At 60.6% G+C, this 16705-nt stretch carries 23 protein-coding genes; 12 read left to right on the forward strand and 11 right to left on the reverse strand.

The window, feature by feature from the left end; translation table 11 throughout:
• The first annotated feature begins 39 nt into the window (after positions 1-39).
• The 4 genes from BSG19_RS08535 to BSG19_RS08550 all read left to right on the forward strand — a co-directional run bounded on the left by BSG19_RS08535 (position 40) and on the right by BSG19_RS08550 (position 2923).
• Positions 40-336: a PepSY domain-containing protein gene (locus tag BSG19_RS08535; protein ID WP_092986746.1), complete on the forward strand. Its 297-nt coding sequence runs from the start codon at positions 40-42 to the stop codon at positions 334-336.
• 86 nt (positions 337-422) lie between these two features.
• The gene (locus tag BSG19_RS08540; protein WP_092986748.1) at positions 423-1097 is read left to right on the forward strand and encodes a response regulator transcription factor; all 675 of its coding nucleotides are present in this window, start codon (positions 423-425) and stop codon (positions 1095-1097) included.
• Positions 1094-2476 carry a sensor histidine kinase gene (locus tag BSG19_RS08545; RefSeq protein WP_092986750.1) on the forward strand — a complete coding sequence of 461 codons (1383 nt, stop codon included), beginning with the start codon at positions 1094-1096 and terminating at the stop codon, positions 2474-2476. The genes BSG19_RS08540 and BSG19_RS08545 overlap by 4 nt, the downstream gene beginning before the upstream one ends.
• A gap of 102 nt (positions 2477-2578) precedes the next feature.
• Entirely contained in the window at positions 2579-2923 is a 345-nt protein-coding gene (locus BSG19_RS08550) for a RidA family protein (protein ID WP_092932278.1), read from the forward strand.
• 72 nt (positions 2924-2995) lie between these two features.
• Here BSG19_RS08550 and BSG19_RS08555 read toward each other — a convergent pair whose 3' ends face one another.
• Positions 2996-3379 (reverse strand): hypothetical protein, encoded by a 384-nt coding sequence (locus BSG19_RS08555; RefSeq protein WP_092986752.1) that lies wholly within the window; start codon positions 3377-3379, stop codon positions 2996-2998.
• Between the two features lie 147 nt (positions 3380-3526).
• Here BSG19_RS08555 and BSG19_RS26005 point away from each other — a divergent pair, with 147 nt between their 5' ends.
• Both BSG19_RS26005 and BSG19_RS08565 read left to right on the forward strand, forming a co-directional pair.
• Entirely contained in the window at positions 3527-3697 is a 171-nt protein-coding gene (locus BSG19_RS26005; RefSeq protein WP_092932282.1) for a hypothetical protein, read from the forward strand.
• Between the two features lie 218 nt (positions 3698-3915).
• Entirely contained in the window at positions 3916-5043 is a 1128-nt protein-coding gene (locus BSG19_RS08565; protein ID WP_092986754.1) for an AI-2E family transporter, read from the forward strand.
• 22 nt (positions 5044-5065) lie between these two features.
• Here the strand turns inward: BSG19_RS08565 and BSG19_RS08570 are convergent, their stop codons facing one another.
• Positions 5066-5869 carry a response regulator gene (locus tag BSG19_RS08570; protein WP_092986756.1) on the reverse strand — a complete coding sequence of 268 codons (804 nt, stop codon included), beginning with the start codon at positions 5867-5869 and terminating at the stop codon, positions 5066-5068.
• A 213-nt stretch (positions 5870-6082) separates the two neighbouring features.
• Between BSG19_RS08570 and BSG19_RS08575 the strand changes: the two genes are divergently transcribed.
• Positions 6083-6268: a NepR family anti-sigma factor gene (locus BSG19_RS08575; RefSeq protein ID WP_092986758.1), complete on the forward strand. Its 186-nt coding sequence runs from the start codon at positions 6083-6085 to the stop codon at positions 6266-6268.
• 79 nt (positions 6269-6347) lie between these two features.
• Here BSG19_RS08575 and BSG19_RS08580 read toward each other — a convergent pair whose 3' ends face one another.
• Positions 6348-6596 carry a glycine zipper domain-containing protein gene (locus BSG19_RS08580; protein WP_092986760.1) on the reverse strand — a complete coding sequence of 83 codons (249 nt, stop codon included), beginning with the start codon at positions 6594-6596 and terminating at the stop codon, positions 6348-6350.
• Between the two features lie 55 nt (positions 6597-6651).
• Complete coding sequence (locus tag BSG19_RS08585; RefSeq protein ID WP_082477169.1) at positions 6652-6807, reverse strand: DUF3309 family protein; 156 nt, start codon at positions 6805-6807, stop codon at positions 6652-6654.
• Between the two features lie 427 nt (positions 6808-7234).
• On the opposite strand from BSG19_RS08585, the gene BSG19_RS08590 reads away from it, so the two are divergent.
• The gene (locus tag BSG19_RS08590) at positions 7235-8200 is read left to right on the forward strand and encodes a PRC-barrel domain-containing protein (protein ID WP_092986762.1); all 966 of its coding nucleotides are present in this window, start codon (positions 7235-7237) and stop codon (positions 8198-8200) included.
• Between the two features lie 130 nt (positions 8201-8330).
• Here BSG19_RS08590 and BSG19_RS25680 read toward each other — a convergent pair whose 3' ends face one another.
• Complete coding sequence (locus BSG19_RS25680; RefSeq protein ID WP_139274741.1) at positions 8331-8732, reverse strand: hypothetical protein; 402 nt, start codon at positions 8730-8732, stop codon at positions 8331-8333.
• 94 nt (positions 8733-8826) lie between these two features.
• Here BSG19_RS25680 and BSG19_RS08600 point away from each other — a divergent pair, with 94 nt between their 5' ends.
• From BSG19_RS08600 to BSG19_RS08610, 3 genes are all read left to right on the forward strand, one after another.
• Positions 8827-8994 carry a DUF1328 domain-containing protein gene (locus BSG19_RS08600; RefSeq protein WP_092986766.1) on the forward strand — a complete coding sequence of 56 codons (168 nt, stop codon included), beginning with the start codon at positions 8827-8829 and terminating at the stop codon, positions 8992-8994.
• 179 nt (positions 8995-9173) lie between these two features.
• Positions 9174-10430, forward strand: coding sequence for an NAD(P)/FAD-dependent oxidoreductase (locus tag BSG19_RS08605; protein ID WP_092987367.1), 1257 nt, complete (start codon positions 9174-9176; stop codon positions 10428-10430).
• A 175-nt stretch (positions 10431-10605) separates the two neighbouring features.
• Entirely contained in the window at positions 10606-10806 is a 201-nt protein-coding gene (locus BSG19_RS08610) for a hypothetical protein (protein ID WP_092986768.1), read from the forward strand.
• Positions 10807-10828: 22 nt separating this feature from the next.
• Here the strand turns inward: BSG19_RS08610 and BSG19_RS08615 are convergent, their stop codons facing one another.
• The 6 genes from BSG19_RS08615 to BSG19_RS08640 form a co-directional block, all read right to left on the reverse strand.
• On the reverse strand, positions 10829-11236 hold the full coding sequence (locus BSG19_RS08615; protein ID WP_092986770.1) for a hypothetical protein: 408 nt from the start codon (positions 11234-11236) through the stop codon (positions 10829-10831).
• Between the two features lie 7 nt (positions 11237-11243).
• Positions 11244-12083, reverse strand: a complete 840-nt coding sequence (locus tag BSG19_RS08620; RefSeq protein ID WP_092986772.1) for a TIGR02587 family membrane protein — start codon at positions 12081-12083, stop codon at positions 11244-11246.
• A 151-nt stretch (positions 12084-12234) separates the two neighbouring features.
• Complete coding sequence (locus BSG19_RS08625; protein WP_092986773.1) at positions 12235-12720, reverse strand: BON domain-containing protein; 486 nt, start codon at positions 12718-12720, stop codon at positions 12235-12237.
• Between the two features lie 213 nt (positions 12721-12933).
• A complete protein-coding gene (locus BSG19_RS08630; protein WP_139274742.1) occupies positions 12934-13407 on the reverse strand; it encodes a hypothetical protein in 474 nt (157 codons plus the stop codon).
• 175 nt (positions 13408-13582) lie between these two features.
• On the reverse strand, positions 13583-13840 hold the full coding sequence (locus BSG19_RS08635; protein ID WP_244529146.1) for a hypothetical protein: 258 nt from the start codon (positions 13838-13840) through the stop codon (positions 13583-13585).
• An 805-nt stretch (positions 13841-14645) separates the two neighbouring features.
• Complete coding sequence (locus BSG19_RS08640) at positions 14646-15371, reverse strand: SDR family oxidoreductase (RefSeq protein ID WP_207903324.1); 726 nt, start codon at positions 15369-15371, stop codon at positions 14646-14648.
• Positions 15372-15418: 47 nt separating this feature from the next.
• Between BSG19_RS08640 and BSG19_RS08645 the strand changes: the two genes are divergently transcribed.
• The gene (locus BSG19_RS08645) at positions 15419-16384 is read left to right on the forward strand and encodes a LysR family transcriptional regulator (protein WP_343289613.1); all 966 of its coding nucleotides are present in this window, start codon (positions 15419-15421) and stop codon (positions 16382-16384) included.
• The last annotated feature ends 321 nt before the right edge of the window (positions 16385-16705 follow it).

The raw sequence follows: 16705 nt of genomic DNA on the forward strand, positions 1-16705 counted from the left end.
ATCGGCATATCTCCAGTGTTCCGGCTCTGGAGATTGCTGATGCGCCGCCTGCTCCGTCTCGTTCTTCCCTTCGTGCACCTCGTGCTGCCGGGCGGCACAGTGCTGGCCGGCGAGCACGATGCGGAGTGTACGCGAGAGCCGCAGGCGCACTGGATGAGCCGGGAGGCGATTTCCCGCAAGGCGATAGCCGCCGGCTACCCCGATATCCGGCATATCGACATTATCGGCTCCTGCTACGAGATCGACGCCCTGACGGCGCGCCGCCTGCAGGCCGATGTCACCATGGATCCGATGACCGGCGACGTCGTTGCGGCTTCCATGGGAAAGAGCCAGTAATGGTGGACAGCCGCTGTCGCCGCGTTCGAAAGCTGATACGCTCCGCATGCTTTCAGATCCGCTTTCCCAAACTGTGAGACAGATGCATGCGGTTGTTGCTGGTTGAAGACAGTCCCCGGCTCGCCGAGCTTCTGGGCGAAACCGTTCGCGAGGCCGGCTGGCGGCTCGATACCGTGACGACGATCGCCGATGCCACGGTGACGCTGACGCTGCGCGAGCATGACCTCATTCTGCTCGATCTCGGTTTGCCGGATGGAAACGGGATCGAGCTGCTGCGCCAGATCCGCAAGACCTACAAAGACCTGCCGGTGCTCGTCATCACGGCGCGCGGCTCGATCGAGGAGCGGATCGAGGGTCTGGATGCGGGGGCGGACGATTATCTGGTCAAGCCGTTCCACCACCGCGAGTTTCTTGCGCGTTGCCGGGCCATGCTGCGGCGCAGCCCGACATCGCTTCAGCCGGTGCTCGAATGCGGCCATCTGCGCTATGATCCCGCCATGGCGGAGCTGTCCTGCGGCGGCACCATCGTCGCGCTGCCGCCGCGCGAGCGGGCGCTGGCGGAATTGCTGATGCGCGATGCTGGCCGGGTGGTGCAGAAGCGCAAGCTGGAACTGGCGCTGTCGGAATTCGGCGAGGAAATGACCGCGAATGCGCTGGAGCTTGCCGTTTCGCGCCTGCGCAAGAAACTGCTTCCGGTCGATACCGGCGCCGATCTCGTCACGGTGCGCGGCGTCGGCTACATGCTGCAGGCCGCGCCATGAGTGCCGTTCGGGATCGCTCCCTGATCGGCATCGTCTCGCTGCGCATCGTCACCTTCACGGTGCTCGCCATGATGCTCGAGTTCGGCATCGTGCTGGCGGAATACTGGTCGAACGACGCGGATCTCGGCGGGTTCCTGATCGGTCAGGAGGCGGAGACGCTGGCAGAGGGCATCGTCGTCGGTAAGGACCGCATCTCCTTCCAGATGCCGGCAGCGCTCGCCGAACGCTATACGATGCGCGAGGACGAGACCGACGGCGATATCTTCGTCCGGGTCCGCACCTCCACGGGCGAAGTTCTGTTCTCCAACTGCGAGGCGCTCTGTCAGCGCCATTTCCTGCCGATCGAGATCAATCCGCCGACCTTCTGGCAGCGCGAGATCGCGCCCGGCAAGCCGCTCAGCGTGGCGGGCGGCCGCTCCTTCCGGTTCGGCACACAGGAAGTATTCGTCGAGCTTGCCGTCCTGCGCGATCCGCACGGCTTCGTAACCAGCGTGCTGCTGCACGAGCTGCGCGACCACCTGATCATCCCCATGCCGCTGATGTTCGGCCTCGTCGCCGGCGCGACCATCCTCTCGGTCCGGCGCGCGCTCAAACCGGTGGTCGAAGCCGGCAAGGCGGCGGACGCCATCGATCCGCGTGCCGCCTTCCGACCGCTGTCGACGGAGGGCATGCCGCGTGAAATCGCCAACTTCGCCAATGCGGTCAATCGCTTGCTGGTCCGGGTGGCGGACCTCATTCAGGCGCAGAAAATCTTCTCCACCTCCATCGCCCATGAGATCCGCACGCCCGTCGCCGTCGTCCGCATGGAGCTGGAGCGGATCGACGATCCCCGTGCGCGTAAGGCCGAAAAGGATCTGGAGGCGCTGACCCACATGCTGGAGCAGCTGACCTCGCTTGCCAAACTCGACGTGGTGGATGCCGCCTCATTCAAGCCGGTCTCTTTGCCGGGCCTCGCAAGCGATGTGGTTGCACAGCTCGCCCCCTTCGTCTTCAACAGTGGCCGGACACTCGAATTCGTAGAGGAGGGCGGCGGCGAGATCCGGGCGGTACCGGCGCTGATCGAGAATACGATCAGCAATCTCGTTGAGAACGCCGTCAAGCACACGCCGAAGGGCACGCATATCTCGGTGCGAACGGCGGATCTGGGCGTGCTCGACGTCGCCGATGACGGCCCCGGCTTCGGCCGGTCGCCCAGCCACATCCTCGAAGGCGGGCGGATCAAGAGTTCGGATGCGCTCGGCGTCGGCCTGAAGATCGTGGAGCGCATCGCCGAACTGCACGATGCAGCATTGACCGTGGAATCCGGGGACGGGGAGGGAACGCGTGTGCGGCTCGCATTTCCGGTACCGCAGCCGGCGCTTCGTGAAAGTCTGACCTAAACCGAAGTTTTCCTCCGGAGGTTTTCCTGAAGCCCGTTCTCCTGTAAGCCCCGAGGCGTCTGCGCTTCGGCGTCAACGCATTCGAGCAAGAGGAATTTCACGATGGATATCACACGCTTCGAGACCGGCCCGCGCATGAGCCAGGCCGTCGTTCATAACGGCACCGTCTATCTCGCAGGTCAGGTCGGCAATGCGGGCGACGACGTCGCGACCCAGACGAGCCAGGCGCTTGCGTCCGTCGATCGCCTGCTGGAACAGGCCGGCACCGACAAGACCCGCATTCTCAACGCCACGATCTGGCTCGCCGACATGGCCGACTTCCCCAAGATGAACGCCGTCTGGGACAAGTGGGCACCGCAGGGCAACACACCGGCCCGCGCCACGGGCGAAGCCAAGCTTGCGACCCCGGAATATCTGGTCGAAGTCATCGTCATCGCCGCCCTCTGAGGGCTGGCACCGGGCGGCGCCTTCGTCGCCCGGTTACGCCTGTCGCCGCTGGCAGCCGATCAAGGCGCAATGTCAGTTGCCGATGCGCGCCAAGCCGCTTTCGCCGTTGTCGCGCACCCACTTCACCTTGTCCGCCCCGGTCACGGTCAGGTCGAAGCACATCTTCGCGCCCTTGTACCAGGTGTTGAACTGCTGGCAGAGCTTGTCGTCGGCGATCCACCATTTGCCCGTATCGCTCGGCTGAATCAGCTTGCCGATGCCCAGCGCCTTGCCATCCCCGTCCACCACACCCGACGTCCGGTAGTTCAGCGGAAACTCGCCGCCCATCGGGGCCTCGAGATAGATCGTCCGCCCGATGATCTTCTCGCGGATGTCGGCCTCCGTCATGCCGGCCGCACGTGTCGCCGTGCTGCTGCAGATCAGCAGAAGGGAAATGGAGAGAAGGAGTCGGTACATGGCGCATGGCTCTCGGTTACGTCCTCAAAGAGGTACGGCGCCTGAAAACGACCGGATCACAAGCTTCACGAAAGCCTGGGAACAATTCCGCGAATCCCGCCGTTGTTAGGCCAGAATTAACATTTCCGGACATCGAAGGACGCTCCCATGCTTTACTGGCTGCCCAGGCTCGGCCTGATCCTGCTCGTCTGCGCCGCACTTGCCGTTGGCGTTGTCTCCGCAACATCCGACGACGTTGCCAACACGCTTCTCGTCGTTCTCCTCGGTCTCGGACTGTTCTCGCTGACGCTGCGCATTTTTCCTCCGGAAAAATACTGAACCGGTCAAGCGGAGACGGGTTTGCCGGGAAACACCATTTTTGGTGGAAAATTATAAGGCCCGGTAGAGTTACGGGAACTTTCCTCCTGTCTTTGGATTGACTGGCGTCCGGTCTATGAGGTCATGCTCGTCACACGTTGCAAGACCGTAGATGTCGGGCGCCATGCAGGATATCGCGGCAGCTTTTGGCCCGCGCTCATTGCGAGTGGAGGTCCATTATGAACGCTGCCATACCGGAGCGAGCCTTGTTCAAGGCGAGAAAGAAAGCGCAGATCGACAACCCGCCGCCTTCCGAGGCGACGGCATTGGCCGATCCGAAAACCGGACTGGATCTGGTGGTTGCCTGGAGCATCGTCGGGACCTTCGTCATCCTGATGTCCGGCGTTATCTATGCGCTCGAATCCATCCTGATGCCTGTCACGCTTGCGATTGTCGTCGGCATGGTGCTGGGCGTTGCAGCCGACAGGTTGTCGCGCTTCGGCCTTCCCCCCATGCTCGGCGGCCTTTTCTTCGGCGTCGTCTTTGTCGTTCTGGTGTTCTTCCTCGTCAACGCGCTGATCGAGCCGATCTCTATGCTGACGGCAAAGGCGCCGGCTTTGATAGAGGGTGCCATACAGCGGTTCCTTCCCTTCTTCGAGCGTTTCGAATGGGTCAGACGGGCCATCAATGGCGCGAACGAAAAGGCCATTTCCGACATGGTCATGGCGAATGCCGGTTCGATGCTCGGGCTGGTCGCCACGGGCCTGACGCCGGCCTTTGTCCAGACGCTGATTTTCCTCGCAGCCCTCGGCCTTTTTCTCATCGGACGCGCGCATTTGCGCAAGACCATCATCCTCGCCTTCGCCACGCATGAACGCCGCCTGACCGCGATCCGCGTCATGAATGCGACGGAGAATGCTGTCGGCTTCTATTTCTCCACCGCCAGCCTGATCTACATCTCGCTCGGAACGATTACAGCGGTGATCGCTTTTGCAGGAGGCCTCTCCGGCGCCGTCCTCTGGGGTCTGTTCGCCTTTGTTTCGAGCTTTATCCCCTATCTCGGCGTGACCGCCATGACCATCGCGTTGACCTGCGCCGGCCTGATGACGCATGACAGCATGATCATGGCGCTGCTGCCGGCAGCCTGTTTCTTCCTCTTGCATCTGGTCATGGAAAATCTGGTGACCCCTGCGATCCTCGGCCATCGCCTTGAGATCAACCCGTTCCTGATCTTCATCGCCATCATCTTCTGGACGTGGATGTGGGGTGCCGTCGGCGCAATGCTGGCCATGCCGCTCGCGCTGATCGGCCTCACCATCTTCAACGAGGTCCGCACCCGGCCGCCGGAACGCCAGCTGCCGGGTTAGACCGAGCTGTTGTCGACGGGGGTTACGCCTCTCCGGCGTGAGTGTTTTCGTTGAAGAACAGTGCCTGGCTGATCAGCGCCTTCACCATGTCAGGGTTGAACGGCTTTGTGACGAGGAATGCCGGTTCCGGCTTTTCCCCTGTCAGCAGGCGCTCTGGAAACGCAGTGATGAAAATGACGGGCACGGTCGCTGTCGAGAGAATCTCGTTCACGGCATCGATGCCCGAACTGCCATCCGCAAGCTGAATATCGGCCAGCACCATCTTCGGCGACGTCCGCTTGAACAGGTCGACCGCCTCACTATGCGTGCGGGCAATCCCCGCCACACCATGTCCGAGGCTGCGCACCATGTCCTCGATGTCCATGGCGATCAGCGGCTCATCCTCGATGATCAGAATATCGGTCACGACCTGACGAGCGATATCGGCCGAGGCCTGCTGGATCAGTCCGGCCACGGCATCCGCTGTCACGCCGAGAATTTCGGCCGTCTCGTCCTGGGTAAAGCCCTCGACGGACACCAGCAGAAAGGCCTTGCGCGCATCCGGCGAGATCCGGGCAAGATTGGCTGCAGCCTTCTTTTCCCACGCATAAGGCGAGTTTACCACGTCTTCGTCGATCTTGATGGTGATCGTATCGAACAGCGAGCAATAGAGCTTGAAGACGCTGACCCGGTCGCTGGAGGCTTTGGGGAACAGGTCGATATTGGCGATCAGCGCTTCCAGAACGGCCGCGACATACGCATCGCCCGATGTCTGCGAACCCGTGATGGCGCGGGAGAAGCGGCGGACATAGGGAAGGTGAGCGGCAATCCGCATGGAAAGTGACATGAAAGACGTCCTTCGATATATTGGCGCCGAGACCGGACAGAGTTTGATCGTTCGACGAGTCGAAACAGGGACGTTTGACCATGTTTCCCGTCGTGTGGAAAGTTTGATCGGTAAGAATTACCAAGCATGAGGTCGACGTGATCAATTTGAGGATGCTGACGGAATGCGCCGGAACGGGCGCGACAGGATTTTGGACGGAACGGACCTGAGACCATGGCGGATACGACAGACCCGAAACCCCGCCCGGTCCTGCAGCGTGCGGAAACCATGGACCCGAACAGCCAGATCGTTTCGAAGCTGAGAGCCTTCTACAGCGCCGTCGAGCAGGAGCCTCTTCCCGATACGTTCCTGGATTTGCTTCAGCAGCTCGACACCGTCGAGAAAGCCCGCAAGGGCTGACGTCGAGACCTTCGTTCTCTGGCACAAAAAAACGGGCCGAGGCCCGTTTTTCCATTTCACCGATAGCGGACCTAGGCGATCAGCAGGATGCCGTGTAGCGGCGGCCGTTACGGTCGCGGTAGATGCAGCGGCCTGGCTCGTTTGCCTGACCGATCAGAGCGCCAGCGAGACCGCCCACGCCTGCGCCGATGGCTGCGCCACGGACATTGCCTGTCGCAACGCCGCCGATGATGGCGCCCGATGCGGCACCGATGCCGGCTCCGCGTTCCGTCTGAGTGCAGGCTGCGAGCGGCATGATGAGAGCAACGGCGAGAAGAGCTTTTTTCATGGTGATATCCTCCGGTTCAACGTGATGTGGATGGCCCTCTGGGAAAGCCTAGGTTTTATATGCGCCCCATTAGGACCAACACAAGAAGGATAACGACCACCAGGCCCAAACCACCGGAAGGTCCGTAACCCCAGCTGCGGCTGTGGCCCCACGTCGGCAGAGCGCCGATGAGCAAGAGTACGAGGACGATCACGAGAATGGTGCCGAGCATTGGCGGTTCCTCTTTGGGTTCATATCGGAATGCGGAGCCTAAACGCGCACTTGGCCGCTTTGTTCCGAATGTCGCTCCGGTCTGCTGGTTGGCGAGCCTGTTCTCCGGCCAAATCGTCTCGGAACGGGGATGGGAACAAATCCTGTTCGAACGGCGTTTTCGATGCTGTGTGGATAAGAGGATAGTGTGGTGTGGTGGCTGACCGGCGCGAAACCAGCGGCGTATCCAGCGTCACCGAAGGGCTGAAAGCTCAACGACACGAAGTCGGCCATGACGGCCGCCGGCACGCGCCTGAAGCTGCGGTCCGCCTCACACATGTTCCTTCTGCTCCACAAGGCATGCCGGGAAAGCTCAGGGCGACATCGCCGGGCTATCCTTGATTGTCATTGCGCTTACCGTTTCATCTTCACTCCCAAGGAGCACTCCGATGCTGAAAACCCTTCTGGCAAGCACAATTCTCGCTGCCACACTCGCCGGCACTGCAATGGCACAGCAGACACCGGCAGCACCTGCCGCAGCGCCAGCAGCCTCTGCTCCTGCAGCGGCCGCAAGCGACGACATGCTCGCGTCCAACGTCATCGGCAAGACGGTCTATACCGGCGTCGACGAAGAGGGCGAGGCGATCGGGGAGGTGAAGGACGTCGTGATCAACGCGGCCGGCGCAACGGAAGCGCTCGTCGTTGGCGTCGGCGGCTTTCTCGGTATCGGAGAGAAGGATGTGGCCGTGAACTTCGATCGTGCCTCCTGGTCGGAGCGCGACGGGTCGAAGATCCTCGTGGTTTCCATGACGAAGCAGGATCTGGAAGCCGCGCCTGCATTCCAGCGCAAGGCGGTCATGGATGGTGCGGTAACCAAGGATAGTGCGGCGACCACGCCCGCAGCGCCCGCAGATACCGCTGCCAAGCCGCTTGCAACGCCGGAAAATACGGAAGTGCCGCTGGAGGCCGCGGGTGCCGATCCGTCCGTTCCGCAGACGGGCACCACGCCTCAGATGACCGATCCGGATCTGGCGCCGGATGCCGCAACCACGGCGACAGCCGAGCCCACGGACGAACTGAAGCCCGTCGACGCCGCCATGCTTTCGGCTGACAAGCTCATCGGGACGCCGGTCAAGGTGGCCGACGATACGAAGATTGGCGAAGTCGGAGATGTTATCCTGGCGAAGGATGGCAAGCTTGAAGCCTACATCATCGATGTCGGCGGCTTCCTCGGCATCGCGCAGAAGCCCGTCGCCATGAGCGCGGCAAACATTCAGGTAATGGCAGATGCGAAGGGCGCCATGACGATCTACTCGCCTTACACCAAGGAACAGCTGGAAACCCAGCCTGCCTACGATGCTGCCGCTTACAAGGCGGACCCGGGAAGCATCGTTCTTGCCAATCCCAAGCCGTGATCAACGATCTAAAGGGCGGTCGACTGTTCGGCCGCCCTTTGATCTGGCGCTGCTTGGTTATAGCGTTCGTATCCAGCCAACAAAAAAGGCGGCCTGCCGGGCCGCCCACCAAGACTCTCTTCAGTTTCGGTTAGTGGCGCTCGCGGCTGTTTTCCGACGAATCCAGTTGCTCCAGCAGTTGCTCGAAGCGTCCATCCGTCGCCGGCATGTTGCCGTTGAAGTATAGATCCTTCAACGTCTGGCCGATGTGCAGGTTCTTTTCGTTCGAGCGCGATGCAGGCCGCGCCGAGGCCGCAACGGACTTCCAGATATGTGCGTTCGATACGGTCATTTGGTGTCTCGCCTCAATGAATCGTGAACTCAACGCCTCTTGCACCGTGAAGTTCCGCATTTCCTGTGGCGACGGCGTGTCAAAATGAACCAGCGCTCCGATTATGGTAAATAAATACTTAAGATCTGCCGTTGGCGCGGGTGCTGCCAGCGCTTGTCTTTCCTTAAAGAGCGGGAGCAAAGGATCGTTGGAGTGCCGCATAGCAGTCGGTCCGCGACCCATTGGCGGCGCCGGTAGCGGGAACAAACGACATTGTGATGCGTTAATCGGCATGTGTTAATCGGAGGAGGAAGCCATGCTTTACTACGCACTTGTTTTTCTCGTTGTTGCTATCATTGCAGGTGTTCTTGGTTTTGGCGGTATTGCCGGTGCGTCGGCAGGTATTGCTCATATCCTGTTCTTCCTGTTTCTCGCGTTTCTGGTCATTTCGCTCGTCGCGAGCCTGATGCGTCGCCGCACCTGAACAATGACCGGAATGGATGACGGCTAAGTCGAAAAGGGAGTGGTTCGCCGCTCCCTTTTTCGTTGTGCGGAGACGGCCATGGACCGTGAATTTGCGCTTCGACCTGTTGCGGAACGTCCGGAAAATGCTGACATAGGCAAAAGACGCCGACGCGCGCGGGGAACATGGAGTTTGGCATGATGAAGACGGATGTGGCGGTTCTGGGTGCGGGGATTGTCGGCCTTTCCACGGCGATCCATCTTGCCCGGCGTGGAAAGTCGGTTCTGCTGGTCGATCGTCGCGGGGCGGGGGAGGAGACCTCCTTCGGCAATGCCGGCCTCATCCAGCGCGAAGGCGTTGTGCCCTATGGCTTCCCGCATGATTTCGGCGCCCTTTTTCGTTACGCCCTGAACAACACGATCGACGCCCATTACCACCTGAAGGCGCTACCGGGTCTTGTGCCGTTTCTCTTACGCTACTGGTGGAATTCCGGCTTTACCCAGCACCAGCATATTGCGAGGCTTTATGCGCCGCTGATCGAGAATTCGATCACCGAGCATGCCGACCTTATCAAGGCATCCGGCGCTGATAACCTAATCCAGCGGGATGGCTGGATGAAGGTTTTTCGTACCGATGCGGCCCGCGATGCGGCCTACAAGGAGGCCGAGCGCCTGTCGGCCGGCTTCGGCGTCAATCATCAGAAGCTGTCACCCGGTGACGTCAAGGCGCTGGAGCCCTCGATCCGCATCGACCTTGCCGGTGGCCTTCGCTGGACGGACCCTTGGTCGATCCGCGACCCGCACAGCCTGAACAAGGCCTATCTCGCCTACTTCCAGTCTCTTGGGGGGCGGCTGGTGGCAGGTGACGCGGCAACGCTCGAGCATGTCCTGGAAGGCCCCGGCTGGCGCATTGCATCGCCGGACGGGCCGATCGAAGCGGCGGAGGTCGTCGTTGCCCTCGGTCCCTGGGCCGATACGGTCACCCGCAAGCTTGGCTATCGCTTTCCGCTCGCGGTCAAGCGCGGCTATCATATGCACTACGGTACGCAGGAGGGCGAACGGCTCAACAACTGGGTACTCGATGCCGAGAAGGGATATTTCCTTGCGCCCATGCTGCGTGGAATCCGGCTTACGACCGGCGCTGAGTTCGCGACCCGCGACGCGCCGAAGACGCCGGTGCAACTGGCCCGCGCCGAGCGGGTGGCGCGCGAGTTCTTCCCGCTTGCCGAGCGCCGTGACGAGGAGCCGTGGATGGGCGCGCGGCCCTGCACGCCGGACATGATGCCCATCATCGGCAAGGCGCCGCGGCACGAGGGCCTGTGGTTCGCCTTCGGTCACGCTCATCACGGCATGACGCTGGGTCCGGTCACCGGCCGCGCTCTCGCCGAAAAGATGACCGGCGAGCGCACGACGATCGTCGATCTCGGTCCCTACCGTCCGGAGCGCTTCGTCGCCTGAGCCCGCGCCGTCGTCGTCCAATGTTTCATCAAACAGACCTCGCGATACGGACAAGTTTGTTTGATTTCGGACACGGAACGATAGACCTCTCCTGCCGTTTCTCCGTCGCTGCACACGACAGACCGTCGTGGCTGCGACGAGATTGGCTGCCGGGGCACGGCGGCGGGAGATATGCATGCAAAAACAGATCGTTGAGATTGCCGGCGAAGCCGTCGGCGCCCTGATGCCGCACGCGCGCGGCTTACGCTTCGTCGCCGTCAAGTTTCATGTCTGGCCGCTCGATGGCGAAGTCTATGCTGATCCCGCCACAGCAAGACAGGCCGTCACGGATCATATCGCCGCAACGCGCGCGTCGATGGCGGATCAGATACATTGATGTCGAAGATGCAGCAGGATCCTCAGGGGTCGCTATAGCCGGAGGCGTTGATATCGAGCCGATAGGCACCGGGATCTTCGGAAAACCGCAGGGCACCTTCTACCTGAGACTGCGCGGGCACATAGTCGATCGTCACCTCCCGCCTCTCCACCTCTCGCCGGTCACCATCTAGCAATCGCCCCGTCACAGGCACCCCGGCTGCGGTCTTCTTGCCGGAGTTGGCCACGATGAACGACATCTCGAAGCCCTGCGCGGTCGGCCGTTGGGCCGTGACGGTAACGCTGAGTTCAGGTGATGCATCTCTGGCGGTCAGGCCGTGATAGAGGATCATGCCGGTCATGGTAGCGACAAGCGCGGTGGAAAGAAGACCTGTGGTCCACTCGATCCAGTGCGGATGCCGGCGAACGATCTTGCCGCGGGAACGCGTCATCAGAGCCTCACAGGATCAGCCGTGCGGCGGCAGCGCCGATCGCACCGGGGAAGCCGAGCACGATGGTGGACATCAGGGCCGGCATGGAACCCGACCCGTCCAGTCTGCCGAAACTCCAGAGGCAATAGAGGCTCACCAGCAACGCGATCACATAGCCCGGCAGGGTAAAACGGATCAGCGCATGCCAGCCCGGCGTGTCTTTCAGCTCGTGTCCGCCCTTGAACGAGACGGCATAGACGAAGGCATGCATGACAATGATCGACAGGGCGATGGTCGCAAGCGCATGCCACGGCGTCATCTTGTAGGAAATCAGGATCATTTCCTCCGTCGGCGCCATGTTGAGGCTGAGAAAAAGCGCGCCCACGGCCATCATGAAAAGCTCGGCGCCATAGCCGCTATCCGGCTCATCTTCCGCATCGTCAGGGTCCGCGCCGAGCTGGCTCCGGCCGAGGAGGGCGCCGATGGCGGCCGGAACCGCTTGCAGCGCGATTTTGCCGAGGAAATCCTGCTCCGCCGTTTCCGGCGTCAATAGCTTGAACAACTTCAGGATCATCGCGCTCGCAATGATGCCGATGGCATAGGCGATCATGGCATCGCGTATGTCTTCACGCCACGAAAAGGTCTTCTCGAAGCCGATGCGATGGGCAATGCCCACGAGCAGCGGCAAGGTTATAACGAGAAGCAGAGCAAGCCGGAAACGGTCCATGGCAAAGCCAAGATCCCACATTTCCATCGTCATCTGCATGGGAAGCGCAAACAGCAGGGCACCTGCGATGCCACGCCCGAGCCCTGTGACAAACTCCGTCGTCTGAAACGGCACCGCTTGCGCATTGTGCTCATCCCCCATGCTCGCTCCCTTTACCTCACACTTGTTCAACAAAAAACTGCGCGGCCCGAGGGCCGCGCAGACATCGTACTCAAATGCCGTCATATTGGAAACCTGAGCGTGACCTTATGCAAGATAAGACACGGCAGTCCCCGCGCATCCTCGAAAGCGCTCAGTCGTTCAGGCCGCTCGGCAATGCCGCATCGACTGCAAGCGTCGTCAGTGCGTTACGCACCTTTGAAATGCCGGGTATGCGATAGGCCAGCTCCTCGATCGCTCGGCGATCTTCCGCCGTCTCGACTTCGCCGGAAAGTTCGGCAACACCGCGCATGACCTTGATCTCCACAGCGGACGTGTCGATATCGTGCTCTTCCAGCGCATTGGAAAGCGCTTCTTCCATCCCGTCATCGTCCGTATCGGCTTCCGGATCATCCCGCAGAATATCCGGTCCGCCATGGCCGATCCGAACTGTCTCATCCGACGTCTCGAAGCCGGGATTGCCGGACTCGTCAAAACTCTCCGTCGTCTCGCCATAGGACCTATTGGCGACATCGGTCGGCGAACCGGAAACGTCATCCGCGTAAGGCCAGCCTTCTTTCAGGTCGCGATCCTCATAATCACGATAGTCTTCTTCGCGGCGTGTTGTCTTCTCGATCATCGTGCGATCCTCGTCTTGTGGTTCATGCAGGTAAACCGCCGAGCAGCTCTTTGGTTCGATCGGCCGGGATATTAAGTCTGGCGAAAGATCGCTCCCACTCGAGTCGGCCGCCTATGGAGGTGTATCTCTCATGTGCCTGGCCTCTCTGACGCCTAAAACAAAAAAGCGAGACCCTGCGGCCCCGCTTCTCTTCGCTTTGAACAGGCCCAGCCGTTACGGAGACGTACCCGTTGCGGGAGCGGTACCCGTGGCAGCAGGCGGCGTTGCCGGAGCCGTTTCAGCCGGAGCTGTCGCTGCCGGCGGAGTGGCCGTTGCAGGAGCCTGCGTGCCGCTTGCAGCGGGAGCTTCAGCAGCTGGCGGTGTTGCCGTCTGGCTGGCAGGAGCCGGCTGTGTCGCGGTATCGGATGCATCATTCGACATTTCTGCCGGCAGCCACACCAGAAGCGCGAGCACGAGGCCAGCCAGAAGAATGATCAAAACCGGCCAGTTGCTGCGCCGCGCGCGGGCGGTCGGATTAGCCGGATCCAGCGGACGCTGGGCCAGCGGATCGCCAAGAGGCGCCGCCGTCACAGGATCGATCCCTGCCGTCGAGCGGGTTGTTGCCTCATCCATGCGGGCCGTATTGTCGGCTGGCCAGGATGTGGGATTTGCAGGGCGCTTTTCGTTCGGATCAAAACGCTGGTTCATGGTGGCTTCCTCCTTTTGTTTCGCCGAATATCGGCACATGAGGAGAAAACGCATCGTCAACGCTTAAGTTCCTGACAGGGGTGTCAATGTAACTGAAGTATGACGCATACGACGAACTAGCGGCGGACCTTCGCCCTGCCGCTCGTTCTACCCATTATCGTGTCATTGAATAATGTCAGTCCTGCTCACGCATCCCAGGCGTCGCCTCCCGCTGGTCGGCATCTTCGAGATCCGAGCGAACCATGAAAACATCTCCGTTCAAACGGACGGCCTCCCGACGTGCGGCAGCCGACATCACATCGTCACCCTCCACATCATCACCATCCTTACCCTTCAGATCCGCCTCACTCTCGATCGGCGTCACATCTTCATTGTGAATGTCGAGGTGACGGTCCGTATGGGCCTTGTCCGCAGCCATGTCTTTATCGGCCATGTCGTTTCTCCTTGCTATCAGGTGGCAAAACGCTGCCCGCAAGCCAATGTTCCGGGAGAGGAGAGCACGCTGCCATCGGATATTCAGCAATATGGCGGGGTGGGTTACTCGTGAGAGAGGGTATCATCGACAGTCATCTCGACGTCGGTCTACGATGTTCAGCTGGATCGTGAGGAAACACGCGGATATCGCTGGGCCGAGGAAATCCTGTCCCAGTTGCAGGAGCAATATCCAGCACGACTATGAAAAGCGATGTCCGAGGATTGGTCAGATTTGGCTGGGGAACCTGGATTCTCACTGACTTCTTAAGGGCTTAGCTGAGACCCTGACTTCGCTGTGTTTCTCCGGCCGCAAACGACCTTGGATGCCGCCTTTGTGCCCTGGCTTTGGACCTCAGTCAAGCGGAAGGGCCCGCGGCAATAATTTCCGCTATTCGATTTCTAACTAGCAACCTGTCGGACATGGCTCGAATGGCTAAATTGCACCCAATTGTCGATGAGCAGAACAGCGCAGCGGCCACTCGCATTCAGTGTCCCCGTCGGTTCGAGCTTCACGCCCGCGCGCAACGGTGAGTCATCACCGCGGCTCAACCGAACGACGGATCAGGGGCCGGCGGCGGGTTGTCCGCACTCGGTGACATAAATGAACATTGAGTAGCAATCGCCGGACACGGAAACATTTTCCGCTTCGCGCCTGCATGTCGGACATTGAGGCCTAGCCCCGAAGGTACTCGAAAGCGGACATGCCCCTATGATAGTGTCATGCACCTGCGCGCCGAAGCGGTGTTTTGACACTCTGTGGAAGCTTACCAGGGCACCACCGCCCCGTCGAAGTAGAAGCCGCCTGTCGGTCCTTTCCCATCCAGCGTCGCAAGCCACGCGATGCCGCTTGCAGCCTGTTCCACCGTCCTGTAGCCGGAATGACCGTTGAAGTCCGTTGCTGTGTAGCCGGGATCGGCCGCGTTCACCTTGATGCCGGAGTCCGCAAGTTCCTTGGCAAAAGCCACCGTTATGGCGTTGAGAGCCGTTTTGGAGCTGTTGTAGCCGAGGATGTTGACGCCGTAGAACTGATTGTCCGGGTCCGAGAGCCAGCCAAGGGACCCGAGGCCGCTGCTGACCATGACGATGGTTGCATTCCCCGCCTTCTTGAGAAGGGGGAGAAAAGCCTGGGTCACCAGAACAGGTGCGAAGACGTTGGTCTCGTAAATGTGGCGGATGTCATTGATGGACTGCTGAGAGGGTGGGACCATCTGGCCGGGAATGCCAGCATTGTTGATGAGCACATCCAGCTTGCCATCTTCTGTCAGCACGCGATCAGCCGCCTGCCTCACCGATGCCTCGTCAGTCACGTCAATGACAATAGGCCTTGCCTCAACGCCTTGGGCAGACAGCAAGCGTAAAGCCTCTTCGCCGCGTGCGGCATCCCGGCTTCCAAGCCATACGCTGTAACCCTTGTGTCCAAGCTGGCGCGCGGTTTCAAACCCGATGCTTTTGTTCGCACCTGTGATCAACACTGTTTTCTTGTACATCATATTTTCCTTTTTGATCGGCAAAGGCTGCCCGATCGACTGAGAGATAGATGCTGGAATGGCTTTCGATAACCACCCGATCCGTGCATATACTGATCGCTATGGCGAACAATGAAGACATTTCCGGCTTTGACGACCTGGCAGTGTTTCTCGACATCTGCGACACTGGCGGCTTCCGGAAGACCGCGCAGCGGCTTGGGCTGTCGCCGTCTTCGGTCAGCGAACGCGTGAAGCGCCTGGAGCGGCAGGTTGGCGTCCCGTTGCTGACAAGGACTACGCGGAGCGTTTCACCAACGGATGCAGGCCGCTCGCTGGCGGAACGTCTTTTGCCGCTTTATTATGAAGCTCGTGCTGCCCTGAAAGATGCTGCAAGTTCTCAGCGCGAGGTGCGCGGCCTGCTGAAGCTCAACGTGACTGGAGCAGTCATGGTAGACATCCTGCCGCCGCTGGTTGGCCGCTTCCTTGAAATGCATCCTGGCGTGCGCATGGAGTTCGTGGTCGAGGATAGACTTGTGGACGCCGTCGCCGCCGGATGTGATGCAGGCATCCGCTATGGCGAACATCTCGCTCAAGACATGATCGCCGTACCGTTGGGCCCGCGCAGACAGCGGTGCGCACTCGCCGCAAGTCCATCGTACCTTGCGGGTCGAAGAAGGCTTCTGCATCCAAAGGATGTGCTTGATCACGAGTGCATCCGACTTAGATTCTCCAGCGGGGCTTACGTGCTCTGGGAGTTCGAAAGGGAGGGCGAAGCGCTCACGGTCGATCCACAGGGACGGCTGGTCGTAGGGGTGGATGCCGCCGCCGCCGCAATTGATTTCGCCCGATCCAGCCGTGGCCTGATCTACACGTTCGAAAACTGGTTGCAGCCACACTTCGCTTCTGGCGACCTCGAACCAGTTCTGCCGGAATGGTGGACGACCTTCGACGGTCCCAGCCTGTATTTCTCCCGCAGGTTCATGCCCGCGCCGCTGAGGGCATTTATAGATTTTGTTGGCTCAGAAAGGAGAGATTAAGTCCAACGGAGATCCGCAGTCTGCGTTGGTCCGACAAGCGACTGCCGCTTTGCGCCCTCATTTCAGCCATCCACCGGGCCTCGGCCGAATACCGAAAGCAGATCTTCTTTTTTGGTCGGTACTACTGCCGAAATGGGGTGGTTTTCCGCCTGTCCGCTTACTGCTGCTACTCGTAGATAGCTGACATTCAGTTGCTCCCGACGGGTTCGGCGACACCCAAATTTGAGTCCAATCGATCGGCCCCAAAGACAGCGCCACAAGCAGCGAACATGCCACCAAGCCAATTCGGCGCGGACTGTTGCTCGCGCCGAAAATGGCGAT

Source organism: Rhizobium sp. NFR03 (genome assembly GCF_900111275.1).
GTDB lineage: Bacteria > Pseudomonadota > Alphaproteobacteria > Rhizobiales > Rhizobiaceae > Ferranicluibacter.